The sequence below is a fragment of the Lentzea albidocapillata subsp. violacea genome (genome assembly GCF_900100275.1).
Taxonomy (GTDB): Bacteria; Actinomycetota; Actinomycetes; order Mycobacteriales; family Pseudonocardiaceae; genus Lentzea; species Lentzea violacea.
The window spans coordinates 1-11,667 of record NZ_FNET01000039.1 but is presented as its reverse complement, the minus strand read 5'-3'; the positions used below and the strand labels follow the sequence as shown (position 1 = coordinate 11,667).

Annotated in this window: 16 protein-coding genes; 5 read left to right on the top strand and 11 right to left on the bottom strand. The window is 68.1% G+C overall.

Annotation, left to right across the window (positions count from 1 at the left end):
* Positions 1-30 precede the first annotated feature (30 nt).
* The 5 genes from BLR21_RS40225 to BLR21_RS40205 form a co-directional block, all read right to left on the bottom strand.
* On the bottom strand, positions 31-747 hold the full coding sequence (locus BLR21_RS40225) for a DedA family protein (protein ID WP_256335246.1): 717 nt from the start codon (positions 745-747) through the stop codon (positions 31-33).
* Positions 748-770: 23 nt separating this feature from the next.
* Positions 771-965: a hypothetical protein gene (locus BLR21_RS40220; protein ID WP_063758283.1), complete on the bottom strand. Its 195-nt coding sequence runs from the start codon at positions 963-965 to the stop codon at positions 771-773.
* A 4-nt stretch (positions 966-969) separates the two neighbouring features.
* Positions 970-2,121 carry an N-acetylglucosamine-6-phosphate deacetylase gene (nagA, locus tag BLR21_RS40215; RefSeq protein WP_090015286.1) on the bottom strand — a complete coding sequence of 384 codons (1,152 nt, stop codon included), beginning with the start codon at positions 2,119-2,121 and terminating at the stop codon, positions 970-972.
* Positions 2,121-3,029, bottom strand: a complete 909-nt coding sequence (locus BLR21_RS40210; protein WP_256335243.1) for an ROK family protein — start codon at positions 3,027-3,029, stop codon at positions 2,121-2,123. Before BLR21_RS40210 ends, nagA begins: the two co-directional genes overlap by 1 nt.
* A 141-nt stretch (positions 3,030-3,170) precedes the next feature.
* Positions 3,171-3,734, bottom strand: coding sequence for a SigE family RNA polymerase sigma factor (locus tag BLR21_RS40205; protein ID WP_030477748.1), 564 nt, complete (start codon positions 3,732-3,734; stop codon positions 3,171-3,173).
* 40 nt (positions 3,735-3,774) lie between these two features.
* Between BLR21_RS40205 and BLR21_RS40200 the strand changes: the two genes are divergently transcribed.
* Complete coding sequence (locus tag BLR21_RS40200) at positions 3,775-4,056, top strand: YciI family protein (protein ID WP_090015283.1); 282 nt, start codon at positions 3,775-3,777, stop codon at positions 4,054-4,056.
* Here BLR21_RS40200 and BLR21_RS40195 read toward each other — a convergent pair.
* Together BLR21_RS40195 and BLR21_RS40190 are read right to left on the bottom strand one after the other, a co-directional pair.
* Positions 4,046-4,897: an SDR family oxidoreductase gene (locus BLR21_RS40195; protein WP_090015280.1), complete on the bottom strand. Its 852-nt coding sequence runs from the start codon at positions 4,895-4,897 to the stop codon at positions 4,046-4,048. The genes BLR21_RS40200 and BLR21_RS40195 overlap by 11 nt on opposite strands.
* Before the next feature lie 45 nt (positions 4,898-4,942).
* Entirely contained in the window at positions 4,943-5,866 is a 924-nt protein-coding gene (locus tag BLR21_RS40190) for an aldo/keto reductase (RefSeq protein WP_090015321.1), read from the bottom strand.
* A 37-nt stretch (positions 5,867-5,903) separates the two neighbouring features.
* Between BLR21_RS40190 and BLR21_RS40185 the strand changes: the two genes are divergently transcribed.
* Complete coding sequence (locus BLR21_RS40185; protein WP_090015278.1) at positions 5,904-6,686, top strand: TIGR03620 family F420-dependent LLM class oxidoreductase; 783 nt, start codon at positions 5,904-5,906, stop codon at positions 6,684-6,686.
* On the opposite strand, the gene BLR21_RS40180 is transcribed toward BLR21_RS40185, so the two are convergent.
* The gene (locus BLR21_RS40180; protein ID WP_090015276.1) at positions 6,676-6,960 is read right to left on the bottom strand and encodes a DUF427 domain-containing protein; all 285 of its coding nucleotides are present in this window, start codon (positions 6,958-6,960) and stop codon (positions 6,676-6,678) included. The two genes, BLR21_RS40185 and BLR21_RS40180, sit on opposite strands and share 11 nt — an antisense overlap.
* A 157-nt stretch (positions 6,961-7,117) precedes the next feature.
* Between BLR21_RS40180 and fbaA the strand changes: the two genes are divergently transcribed.
* Positions 7,118-8,152: a class II fructose-bisphosphate aldolase gene (gene fbaA / locus BLR21_RS40175; RefSeq protein WP_030477754.1), complete on the top strand. Its 1,035-nt coding sequence runs from the start codon at positions 7,118-7,120 to the stop codon at positions 8,150-8,152.
* A 46-nt stretch (positions 8,153-8,198) separates the two neighbouring features.
* On the opposite strand, the gene BLR21_RS40170 is transcribed toward fbaA, so the two are convergent.
* The gene (locus tag BLR21_RS40170) at positions 8,199-9,038 is read right to left on the bottom strand and encodes an SDR family oxidoreductase (RefSeq protein ID WP_090015274.1); all 840 of its coding nucleotides are present in this window, start codon (positions 9,036-9,038) and stop codon (positions 8,199-8,201) included.
* Positions 9,039-9,123: 85 nt separating this feature from the next.
* On the opposite strand from BLR21_RS40170, the gene BLR21_RS40165 reads away from it, so the two are divergent.
* Positions 9,124-9,504, top strand: coding sequence for a winged helix-turn-helix transcriptional regulator (locus BLR21_RS40165; protein ID WP_090015272.1), 381 nt, complete (start codon positions 9,124-9,126; stop codon positions 9,502-9,504).
* Here the strand turns inward: BLR21_RS40165 and BLR21_RS40160 are convergent.
* Positions 9,475-10,599, bottom strand: coding sequence for a hypothetical protein (locus BLR21_RS40160; RefSeq protein ID WP_090015270.1), 1,125 nt, complete (start codon positions 10,597-10,599; stop codon positions 9,475-9,477). The genes BLR21_RS40165 and BLR21_RS40160 overlap by 30 nt on opposite strands.
* Positions 10,600-10,884: 285 nt before the next feature.
* On the opposite strand from BLR21_RS40160, the gene BLR21_RS40155 reads away from it, so the two are divergent.
* The gene (locus tag BLR21_RS40155) at positions 10,885-11,295 is read left to right on the top strand and encodes a DUF3151 domain-containing protein (RefSeq protein WP_090015268.1); all 411 of its coding nucleotides are present in this window, start codon (positions 10,885-10,887) and stop codon (positions 11,293-11,295) included.
* A gap of 98 nt (positions 11,296-11,393) precedes the next feature.
* On the opposite strand, the gene BLR21_RS40150 is transcribed toward BLR21_RS40155, so the two are convergent.
* Positions 11,394-11,667 (bottom strand): IS3 family transposase (locus BLR21_RS40150; protein ID WP_143028124.1); only part of this gene is annotated, 274 nt, incomplete at its 5' end.

The following is an 11,667-nucleotide window of genomic DNA, read 5'->3' as shown; positions in this document are numbered from 1 at the left end:
GAACAGACGGGCCTCGCGGTGTCCGGTCGGTCAGCGCTCCACGCGGGGGATGATCTGCGTCGAGTCGTCCTGCAGATGTGCCTGCATGACCTGGGTGATGTCGTCCGCCTCTTCCTGCAGGAGCGACTTCTTCTCCTTGCGCGCCTTGATCACCTCGATGATGATCGGCACGATCGACAGGAAGACGATGGCGAGCAGCGTGACCGAGAGGTTCTCCTTGATGAGGGAGACCTGGCCGAGGAAGTAGCCCAGGATCGTCAGACCCGCGGCCCATGCCACGCCGCCGATCGCGGAGTACGTGAAGTACTTCTTCGGGTCCATCTTGCCGACGCCGGCCATGGCCGTGATGAACGTGCGGACGATCGGCACGAACCTGGCCATGACGATGGCGCGAGCGCCGTACTTGTCGAAGAACTCCTGCGTCTTGTCGACGTACTCCTTCTTGAAGATCTTCGACTCAGGCTTGCTGAACAGTGCGGGACCGGCCTTCTGGCCGATGTAGTAGCCGACGACGTTGCCGACGAACGCGCAGATCGTCAGCAGCACGCAGACGAGCCAGAGCGGGGTGTCGATGGTGCCTGCCGCGACGAAGAGACCCGCCGTGAACAGCAGCGAGTCGCCGGGCAGGAAGAAACCGACGAGGAGCCCGCACTCCGCGAAGATGATGAGGCACAACCCGATGAGCATGTACGGGCCGAGCCCGTTCAGCAGCACGGTGGGGTCCAGCCAGTCAGGGCCCAATGCAATCGTCACGGCGACAACGGTACAGGTCAGCTCAGGGTGATCACTGCGGCCACCGCGCCCGCAGCCAGGCCCAACAACAACGCGAGACCCAGGATCCACCACACCGGCATCGGCGAGGGGGGTTCGTCGGCGATTGGGACATGCGCGACAAATCCGGCGTTCGTGCTGGTCGCCTGCGCTCGCAACGCGTCGGTCACCAGTCGTTCCGGATCGTCCGCCATGCACCTATTCCTTGACCCACTCGCCCCTGACCATCACGTCCCTCGGCTTCAATTCTGCATCCAGGACGACGATGTCCGCCGCACAACCCGGCTGAAGTTTGCCGGTGTCGAGGCCGAGGAGTTCGGCGCCACGGGTCGACGTCGCGTACACGGCCTCCATGAGCGTCAGCCCGCAGGAGTTGACGGCGTTGCGGAACGCCGCGTCCATGGTGAGCGTGCTGCCGGCCAGCGCGGCGCCGCCTGCCAACGTTGGCACCCCGTCGACGACGCGCACTTCGAGGCCACCGACGTCGTACACGCCGTCGCCTACACCGGCGGCCGCGATGGCGTCGGTGATCAGGATCGTGCGCTGGTGGCCCGCGTGCCGTGCGGCGAGGCGGACCGCGGTCGGGTGCAGGTGCACCAGATCGCAGATGAGCTCGACGGTCACGCGGTCGTCGTCCAGCAGCGCGCCGATCGGGCCGGGCTCGCGGTGGTGCAGCGGGCGCATGCCGTTGAACAGGTGCGTCGCCACGGTGGCGCCGGCGTCGACGGCGGGCCTGACCTGCGCCTCGGTCGCGTCGGTGTGGCCGATGGCGGCGAGGACGTTGTTGTCCACGAGCTGGCGCACGGCCCGGACCGCGCCCTCCAGCTCGGGTGCGATGGTGATCATGCGGACGGTGCCCTTGCCCGCGTCGAGCAGCTTCGTCACCGAGGTCTGCTCCGGCGGGCACAGGATCGCCGGGTCGTGCGCGCCGCAGCGTGCGGCGGACAGGAACGGGCCCTCCAGGTGGATGCCCGCGACCACGCCCTCCTGGGTCAGCTCGGCCAGCGCGGACACCTGGTCGGCGAGTTCCGGCACCGGACGCGAGACCAGCGAGGCCAGCAACGTCGTGGTGCCGTGCCTGCGGTGCGCCGACGCGGCCTTGCGGACCTTCGCCGGATCGCTGCTGGTGAACGCGTCACCGCCACCACCGTGGCAGTGGATGTCCACGAATCCGGGCACGATCGTGCAGCCGCTGACGTCGGTCACCGGGCCGTCGGGCGCCACCCCCTCACCGACCGCGGCGATCCTGCCGTCGCGGACGCTCACCCACCCGTTCTCGAGCACTCCACCAGGCGTGACGACCCGACCCCCGGTCAGGATCACGTCGACCGGTCCACCCCACGTGCTCATCACGCCTCCAGCGTGTCGATGGCCAGCAGCGCCGCGCCGAGGAAGCCCGCCTCGTCGCCGAGCGCCGCGAGCCGAAGCTCCGGTCGGCGCTGGAAGGCGATCAGCCCGTCCAGCCTTTCCCGTAAGGGATCCACCAGCAGGTCTCCTGCCAGTGCGAGCCCACCGCCGAGCACAACGGCCTCCGGACCGAGCAGCGTCGCCAGTACCAGGATCCCCCTGGCGAGCGCGTCCACGGCCTCGTGCCACACGGCGACGGCGTCCTGCTCCCCGTCCCTCACCCTGAGTGCGACCTCAGCGGCTCCCTTGACGGGGGTGCCGGTACGTGCGGTGTACCGGCGGGCGATCGCCGCGGAGGACGCCATCGTCTCCACGCAGCCGATCTGGCCACAGGCGCAGAGCTCGCCGTGGCCGACGTTCACATGTCCGATCTCACCGGCGAAGCCCTCGCCGCTGTAGATCCTGCCGTCCAGCAGCAGCGCGCCCGCGATCCCGGTGCCGATCGGCATGATCACCGCGTTACGCAGGTCCTTGGCGGCACCCATACGGCATTCGGCGAGGCCCGCGGCGCGCACGTCGTGGCCGAACGCGACGGGGACGCCGAGCCGTTCGGTCATGACCGCGCCGAACGGGAACTGGCTCCACGGCAGGTTCGTCGTGTAGACGCCGACGCCGTTGGCCTCGTCCACGATGCCGGGCGCCACGATCCCCACGGCGTCGATCTCGTGCTCGGAGGCGTTGCCGAGCTCGTCGACGAGTTCGGCGATGATGTCGAGGAGGGGCGCCAGCTCACCGGGAGTCGCCCGGCGCGCGTGCTTCTCCGCCGCCACCGACTCGGAGGTCCCGGAGACGAGCGCCGCCTTGGTTTCGGTGCCACCGATGTCAACGGCGACCACGTGTCTGCGTGCCACGGGAACTGATCCTGCGGCATGGGAGGCCTATTGGTCTATACCAAGTACCGATTTGGGCGCGTGGTCTTACTGACTGAAACCGCCCGCATCGGGCAAAACGGTCTCAGCTGGCTAAACGGTGAAGTTTGTTGCCCGGTCGGCTCAGCCCGCCATGATCTTCTGCAGGGCGTCCAGCGCACGGGAAGCCGTCGACTTCACGGTGCCCTTCGAGATGCCCGTGGCCTCGGCGATCTCCGCCTCGGACAGGTCACCGTAGTAGCGCAGCACGAGCACCTCGCGCTGGCGCGGCGGAAGCTGCTGCAACGCCTTGACCACGGCCTGGTGCTCCGCGGTCAGCATCGCGAGCGACTCGGCCGACCGTGCGTTCGCCACGTGCGGCGGCGTGTAGTCGCGAGCCGTCTTGCGCCGGCGCAGCACGCTGCGGGAGCCGTTGACCACGGCCGTGCGGAGGTAGCCGACGGCCGCCTGGGAGTCGCGCAGACCCTTCCAGTTGCGGTGCAGGCCGGTGAAGGCCTCCTGAACCACGTCCTCGGCCGTCGACGGCTCGTCGACGAGCAGCAGCGCGAGCCGGACGAGCCGCATGCGGTGCTGCTTGTACAGGTCTTCGAGCGTGAGGGGCCCTGTGGGAGGTCCTGCGACGCCGTCCTTGATTCGCAGGTTGGTCAGGGTGTCCTGCACGGTGCGCGGAGTTTCTTCGCCAACCACAAGGTAGGACGGTACCGGTCAGCTTCACTACGGTGGTGGCATGGCCCGCTTTGCAGTCGAATTGGTGTTCGGTCCCGATCGCGAGAAGCGCCTCGCGGTGCGCCCCGAGCACCGCGAGTACATCGCCTCCCTCGCCGCGAAGGGCGTGATCCTCGCGTCAGGTCCGTACACGGACGACGCCGGCGCGTTGATCATCTACGAGGCGGCGGACGAAGCCTCGGTGAAGGAGATCATCGCCGCCGACCCCTACACGGCCGCGAACGTCGCGGAGTGGACCATCCGCGAGTGGAACCCGCTGATGGGACCCTGGATCACCGGCTAGCGGCCTGCCCGCCCGGCCCGACCAGTCCTGAGGTGTCGCTCGCGGCCATCTGCCGGTCGGCGTCGGCCACCTCCTCGACCGCCTGGCGGTCCACGACCACCGGCGTGAACGCGCGGAAGTACTTCAGCACGCCGACCCAGCCGGGGACGTGGACCGCCTTGGCCCGCTTCTCGATGCCCTTGACCACGGCCCTGCCGACGTTGCGAACGGGGTACTTCTTGCCGGCGACGCCCGGCATGCCCTGGCGCAGCTTGCCGAAGACCGGGTGCTCGTCGGCGCTGTTGACCATGTCCGTGGAGATCCACGAGAAGTACGCGGTGCCGACACCCACGCCCAGGTGCCTGACCTCGGCCCGGAGGCTGTCCGCAAACGCTTCGCAGCCCGCCTTCGCCGCCGAGTAGGCCGCGTTGCCGGGGATGTGGACGATCGCCGCGAGCGACGAGACGACCAGGCAGTAGCCGCGGCTCTTGATCAGGTGTGGCAGCGCCGTGCGGACCGTGCGCCACACACCGAGCAGGTTGACCTCGATGACGCGTTCGAACGCCTTGGGGTCCATCGAGCGCACGAACCCGGTGGCCGCGATACCCGCGTTCGCCACCACGACGTCGATGCCGCCGAAGTGGGCCGCGACCTCGTTCATGACGCGGTCGAGCGCGTCCCAGTCCGTGACATCGGCTTCCCACGCCTTGCCGCCGGTCTCCCGTGCGACCTCTTCGAGCTGGGCTTTCTCCAGCCCGACGAGCGCGAGACGAGCCCCGCGCGAGGCCAGTTGCCTCGCCACCTCGGCGCCGATGCCCCTGGCCGCGCCGGTGATCAGTACCACCTTGCCCGTGACGTCCATGCTCGTCACGGTAACGCAACCTACTCCCGGTAAGCTACTGGCAAGTTAAATTGCGCTGAGGCGGTCCACCTCGGCCTGGGTGAGCTCCAGGGTCAGCAGCGGGAGCAGGTCACTGAGCTGCTCCAACGTCCGGGCGGACGCGATCGGCGCGGCCACGGTCGGCTGCTGGGCGAGCCACGCCAGAGCGACCGACGCGACCGTGGTCTCGTGCGTCTCGGCCAGTTCGTCGAGCACTTCGAGCACCTGCAGACCGTGCTCGTCGAGGTACTTGGAGGCCGCGCCCGCCCGTGCGCTCTGCACCTCGACACCCGGCCGGTACTTGCCGGTGAGGAAGCCCCTGGCGAGCGACCAGTACGGCAGGGTCGCCAGGTCGTGCGCCGCGGCGGTGTCCTGCAGTTCGCCCTCGAACTTGTCGCGGCTGACCAGGTTGTACTCGGGCTGCAACGCCACGAACTTCGCGAAGCCCTCGCGTTCCTGGATCTCCAGCGCCAGCGCCAGCCGTTCGGCGGAGAAGTTCGACGCCGCGACGTAGCGGACCTTGCCGTCGCGGACGAGCTGGTCGTAGGCGGCCAGCGTCTCCTCCAGCGGCGTGTTCGGGTCGTCGAGGTGGTTGTAGTAGAGGTCGATGTGGTCGACGCCGAGCCGCTTCAGCGAGCGTTCGGCGGCGGTCAGCACGGTGTCGCGCTTCTGGTTGCCGAACCCGGCGAGCATGCCGACCTTCGTGGCCACCACGACCTGGTCACGGTCGTTCCGCGCCAGCCACCGGCCGATGATCGTCTCCGACTCGCCGCCGGAGTTGCCCTCGGCCCAGGCCGAGTACACGTCGGCGGTGTCGAGGAAGTTCCCGCCCGCCGCGGTGTAGGCGTCGAGCACCGCGAACGACTCGGCCTCGTCCGCGGTCCAGCCGAACACGTTGCCGCCCAGGCAGAGGCGGGACACGTTCAGGTCAGTGGTGCTCAAGATCGGCATACTGCGAAGGTAGTCCGCCACGACGATTGGGGTTCGGATGCTGGGAACGTTCGGGGTCTGGGGTTCGCACTACGAGTGGGCCGGGAAGATCGGCGAGGTCGCGGAGCTCGAAGCGCTCGGCTACGGGACGTTCTGGATCGGCGCCTCACCGGACATCGCCCTGGTCGAGCAGGCGCTGAACGCCACGACGTCGATGACCATCGCCACCGGCATCACCAACGTCTGGCAGACCGAGCCGGAGGCGATCTCCGCCGAGTTCCACCGGCTCGCGAGCGACAGGTTCCTGCTCGGCGTCGGCGCGGGCCACCGGCAGCTCGACCAGGCCTACGAGAAGCCCTACGACAAGCTCGTGTCCTACCTCGACCGGCTCGACGTGCCGGCCGACCGGCTGGTGCTCGCCGCCCTCGGCCCGAAGGTGCTGAAGCTCGCCGCCGACCGGACCGCGGGCGCCCACCCGTACCTGGTGCCGGTCGAGCACACCGCCGAGGCGCGCAAGGCGCTCGGCGACAAGCTCCTCGCGCCCGAGGTGACCGTGGTCGTGGAGGAGGACCCGGTGGCCGCGCGGGCCATCGCGCGTGAGCAACTGGCCGTCTACTTCACGCTCACCAACTACGTGAACAACTGGCGCCGGTACGGGTTCACCGAGGAGGACGTCCAGGGGTCGGACCGCCTGCTGGACGCCCTGGTGGCGCACGGCAGCCCGGACCAGGTGGCCGCGAAGCTGCAGGCGCACGTCGACGCGGGTGCCGACCACGTGGCCGTCCAGTCGCTGAACGGCCACTACGCGGAACTGGCCGGCGCCCTGGGCCTCAGGGAGTGATCTCGACGCCCTTCCAGAACGCCACGTGGCCCTTGATCTGCTTCGCCGCTTCCTTGGGCTCGGCGTAGTACCAGGCCGCGTTGGTGTTCTCGGCGCCGTCGACCTGCAACGAGTAGTAGTTCGCGTCGCCCTTCCACGGGCAGTGCGAGGTGTGTTCGGTCGGCTTCAGCACCGCCGGGTCGACGGACTCCAGCGGGAAGTAGTGGTTGCCTTCGACCACGACGGTGTCGTCGCTCGAAGCGATGATCTTGCCGTTCCACTGAGCGGTTGCCATGTCTTCCAGTGTCCCCCTACCGGCGGGTAGCGCAGAGCGGCTGGTCAACTGCTACTTGATCGATCACTCTGTGAGGACGGCCACCGCGCCGGCCCCGTGACACAGCCTCGTAGGATGCGAGCTGACACCCGTTCAGGGCGCCTGAGGAGGACCACCGATGCCCATCGCAACTCCCGAGGTCTACGCGGAGATGCTGGACCGGGCCAAGGCGAACGAGTTCGCCTACCCCGCCATCAACGTCACGTCGTCGGAGACGCTCAACGCGGCTCTGCGCGGCTTCGCCGAGGCTGAGAGCGACGGCATCATCCAGGTCTCGACCGGCGGTGCCGAGTTCGCCTCGGGCACCAAGGTCAAGGACATGGTGACCGGCGCCGTGGCGCTCGCGGAGTTCGCGCACGTCGTCGCCGCGAAGTACCCGGTCAACATCGCGCTGCACACCGACCACTGCCCGAAGGACAAGCTCGACGGGTACGTGCGTCCGCTGATCGCGATCAGCCAGGAGCGGGTGGACAAGGGCGGCAACCCGCTCTTCCAGTCGCACATGTGGGACGGCTCGGCCGTCGCGCTGGACGAGAACCTCCAGATCGCGAGCGAGCTGCTCGACCTCTCCGCCAAGGCGAAGCTCGTCCTCGAGATCGAGGTCGGCGTCGTCGGTGGCGAGGAGGACGGCGTCGACAACGAGATCAACGACAAGCTCTACACGACGGCCGAGGACTACCTGAAGACCGTCGAGGCGCTCGGCGCCGGTGAGAAGGGTCGCTACCTGCTCGCCGCGACGTTCGGCAACGTGCACGGCGTCTACAAGCCGGGCAACGTGAAGCTGCGCCCGGAGATCCTCAAGCAGGGCCAGGACGTCGTGGCGGAGAAGCTCGGCCTCGCGGCCGGCTCGAAGCCGTTCGACCTGGTCTTCCACGGCGGCTCCGGCTCGCTGCTCGAGGAGATCCACGAGGCCGTGTCGTACGGCGTCATCAAGATGAACATCGACACGGACACGCAGTACGCGTTCACCCGTCCGATCGCGGCACACATGTTCGCGAACTACGACGGCGTGCTGAAGATCGACGGCGAGGTCGGCAACAAGAAGGCCTACGACCCGCGCAGCTACCTCAAGGCCGCTGAGCAGGCCATGGCCGCCCGCATCGCCTCGGCGTGCGAGCACCTCAAGTCGTCTGGCCGCATGATCGCGGGCTGACACCGGTGGTGAGCAGGGCCCCGGCTCGTGCCGGGGCCCTTTGCTTTCAGCGGAACGCTTCGACGTTGCGTGCGGCCCAGTCGGCGAACGACCGCGGAGCGCGGCCGAGTGCCGCCTCGACGTCCGGGCTCACCCGCAGTTCATGCGGGGTCGGCGAGCTGAGGATGTCCAGGGTGTCGTCGGCGAGCTCGCCGGGCATCAGCTGCTCCATGCCGGCCTTGGCCTCGGCGCGGGTGAGCTCGTGGAACCGCACAGGTTCGCCCAGTGCCGCCGCGATGGCCGCGGTCTGCTCGCGCGGCGTGATCACCTCCGGGCCGGTCAGTTCGTAGAGCGCGCCGTTGTGCCGGTCGTCCGTGAGGCAGGCGGCCGCGACCTCCGCGATGTCGGCAGGGTCCAGGATCGGCACCCCGGTGTCGCCGAACGGTGCGGCGACCGTCCGGTTCGCGCGGACGGACTCGGCCCACCACAGGGCGTTGGACGCGAAACCGCCCGGCTGCAGGATCGACCAGTCGAGGCCGGAGCTCCGAACCACGTCCTCCAGTTCGCGCATCGCGACCCGTGTCGAGCCGAACGGCCTGGTCACCACACCCAGCGTGGAGAGCAGGACGATTCGGCGGACTCCGTTCGCCCGCGCCTGGACGATGATGTCGGCCGGACTGGCGTCGGCGGCGTGCAGGTCGCCGGACAGCAGCAGGAACAACGCCTTCGCCCCGGCGAGCGCGGGTTCGAGGCTCTTCGGGTCGGCCAGGTCGGCTACGACGTGCTTGGCGCCGTCCGGCACCTCCGCCGCGTGCCGCGACACCGCCGTCACCTGCTCGCCCGACTCGGCCAGCGCCCGCGTCAACGGCCTGCCGATGTTCCCGGTAGCGCCGGTCACCACGATCATTTTGCAGCTCCTTCGTCGATGTGGGCACGACGCTAGGAACCGGGCTTACGTTTTGTAAGGACGTACCTCTAGGTAAGCTCCGGACATGGTGGTCGGAACTCAGTTCACGCGGTCCGGGGCGACGGAGCGGTATGAGGTGTTTCACACCGACTGCCCTGCCCGGGAGATGGTCGGCCACGTCACCAGCAGGTGGGGCATCTGGGTGCTGATCTCCCTGCAGACCAACGACCTCAGGTTCTTCGAGCTGCGCGAGAGCATCCGCGGCATCAGCGAGAAGATGCTGTCCCAGACCCTGCGCGGGCTCGTAGAGGACGGCCTGATCTGGCGCCGGGTCGAGCCGACGACCCCGCCCCAGGTCACCTACGGGTTGACCGAGTTCGGGCGGGACGTCGGCGAGCCGCTGGCCGACCTCTTCGGCCGGATCACCAGCCGGCTGTCAGCGGAGCTGGCCGATCTTCAGCCTTGACGCGATCAGCCGCGTCTCCGGCCGGTGGACCACCATGTCGCCGACCGTCCACAACACCGCCAGCAGCACGGCCGTGACCGCCGCCGACGAGAACGAGATGGGCGGCCCCCACAGGTACTCCTGCTGGAACCAGATGCCGACGTACCCGACCGTCGTGACGGCCGCCGACCCGAGCACGGCGGCGGCGGGCGTCGGCAGCTCCACCGCGTGCGCCGCGTCGATGGCGAGCGCGACGAGGATCAGGAACAGCGGCACGGCTGACTTCGGGAAGTCGATGCCCGCGAGCAACGGCCAGATCAGGCACCGGTACGCGACGTACCCGGCCGCGACCGCCGTGGCGGCCCACCGCCGTCCGATCGTCCGGCGGGCGATGACCAGCACGATCGCCGCGGCGACCAGCCCCCACACCGGGTACACCCAGTCCGCGATGGGCAGCGCGAAGTGCACGACCGCCTCCCGCCCGACCGGCACGCCGAGCTGGTCGGCGGCGAACTGCAGCAGGATCGGCTCGGCCTCGGCCTTACCGCTGTCGTAGGCCTGCAACGCGCGCACGCCGTACTCCTGGTGCTGGTTGGGGAACCAGACGTTCTCCAGGAAGAAGAACCACAGCGCCACGAGCCCGAACGTCCGTGCGTTGCCCTCGGGGAAGTACTTCATCCACCCGCGGATCGCGCCGGCGAGCATCACCGCCGTGCCCAGGTAGAGCAGCGCGTGCGACCCGCTCCAGCTCGTGATGTCGAGCCCGTTGACGCGGTGGTTGATGATGTCGATCGGCAGGGCCACGAGGAAGATCCCGCACCCGGCCTGCATCAACCGGATGGTCAGCTTGTCGCCGCCGTACCCGGTGAACGTGTGGAACAACGTCAGCCCGACCACGATGACCGTACCGACCGTGTTGATCAGGTGCGGCGGCGCGAGGTCGTCGCGCAGCCACTTGAAGTGCCACGAGACGTCCCACGACGACCCGATCAGCTTGAGCAGGAGACCGACTAGCCACAGCTGGTAGAGCTGCTTCGTGAGTGCTGCCGGTGTCTGTCTGCCGGGCGTGCCCCGGTCCCAGTACTGGTCGCGGAACTGCCTTACCCCCTGAATCATCCGCACATCATGAGCTTTGCTCGGGTGTCCAGGTAGGGAGAACGGCCCTGGTTTTACCCTGATGTTTCCGATTCGTGAGCACGTTCATGTGCACGATGGAGTGAACGAAGTTGAACTTCGGTGGGTGAGATCGGCAGGGTGCACGGCCATGAGCTCTGACTCGACTGACAGTTACAAGGCGTCCACTAAGCAGCGGATCATCGCCGGGGTGCTTGTCACCGTGCTGATGCTGGCCGTGGTGGCCACTGTCCTGAGGATGTTCGTCTAGCTGGCACGATGGGCTGCATGGTTGAGAACCTCCTCGGGCCCGAGCCGACTCGTCTTCCCGAACGTCCTGAGGCGCAGGCTGCTGCTGATGGCGGTACTGATCCTGGCAAGATCGTTCGGGCTTATCCGGATTTTTCTGAGGCTTGGGCTTTGTTGGCTGAGCGGGCTTTGCATGCTGGGGACCCTGTTGCTGCGTACGCGTATGCCCGGACCGGGTATCACCGGGGGCTTGATCAGTTGCGGCGGTCTGGGTGGAAGGGGTTCGGGCCTGTGCCTTGGTCGCACCGGCCCAATCAGGGGTTTTTGAGGGCGCTTGCTGCGTTGGCGTTGGCTGCTCGGGAGATTGGGGAGGATGAGGAGTGGGACCGGTGCTCGAAGTTCCTCGCTGACTCGGATCCTGAGGCTCCGGCTGCGCTTGGGCTGGTCTGACGCGTCCCCGGCTTGCGGGCGGCCTGGTCGCCTTGCTTGCTTCCCCTGGGGGCGCTGCCCTGAACTGGTCCCCGGAAGTTGGACTGGCTAAGTGGAGGTTAGGCGGGTTGGTTCTGGGCTCGGTATTGGGCCGGGTTCAGGCCGCCGAGTGTGGTGGAGATGCGGGTGGTGTTGTACCAGTCGATGTAGTTGTCGAGTTCGGTGGTGAGCTCGGTGACGGTGTCGAACTTGGTGTGGTGGAACAGTTCTGCTTTGAGGTGGCCGAAGAAGTTCTCGGCCATGGCGTTGTCCAGGCAGTTGCCTCGGCGGGACATCGACTGGGGCAGACGGGCTTTGTCGAGGATGGCGCGCCAGGTGGGGTGCTGGTAGTGC

Bases quoted from the DNA above. Each gene is read 5' to 3' on its own strand.
- BLR21_RS40160 (WP_090015270.1), bottom strand. From the start codon at position 10,599: ATGATTCAGGGGGTAAGGCAGTTCCGCGACCAGTACTGGGACCGGGGC.
- BLR21_RS40190 (WP_090015321.1), bottom strand. From the start codon at position 5,866: ATGCCGATCTTGAGCACCACTGACCTGAACGTGTCCCGCCTCTGCCTG.
- nagA (WP_090015286.1), bottom strand. From the start codon at position 2,121: ATGAGCACGTGGGGTGGACCGGTCGACGTGATCCTGACCGGGGGTCGG.
- BLR21_RS40165 (WP_090015272.1), top strand. From the start codon at position 9,124: ATGGTGGTCGGAACTCAGTTCACGCGGTCCGGGGCGACGGAGCGGTAT.
- BLR21_RS40220 (WP_063758283.1), bottom strand. From the start codon at position 965: ATGGCGGACGATCCGGAACGACTGGTGACCGACGCGTTGCGAGCGCAG.
- BLR21_RS40170 (WP_090015274.1), bottom strand. From the start codon at position 9,038: ATGATCGTGGTGACCGGCGCTACCGGGAACATCGGCAGGCCGTTGACG.
- fbaA (WP_030477754.1), top strand. From the start codon at position 7,118: ATGCCCATCGCAACTCCCGAGGTCTACGCGGAGATGCTGGACCGGGCC.
- BLR21_RS40185 (WP_090015278.1), top strand. From the start codon at position 5,904: ATGCTGGGAACGTTCGGGGTCTGGGGTTCGCACTACGAGTGGGCCGGG.
- BLR21_RS40195 (WP_090015280.1), bottom strand. From the start codon at position 4,897: ATGGACGTCACGGGCAAGGTGGTACTGATCACCGGCGCGGCCAGGGGC.
- BLR21_RS40155 (WP_090015268.1), top strand. From the start codon at position 10,885: ATGGTTGAGAACCTCCTCGGGCCCGAGCCGACTCGTCTTCCCGAACGT.
- BLR21_RS40180 (WP_090015276.1), bottom strand. From the start codon at position 6,960: ATGGCAACCGCTCAGTGGAACGGCAAGATCATCGCTTCGAGCGACGAC.
- BLR21_RS40200 (WP_090015283.1), top strand. From the start codon at position 3,775: ATGGCCCGCTTTGCAGTCGAATTGGTGTTCGGTCCCGATCGCGAGAAG.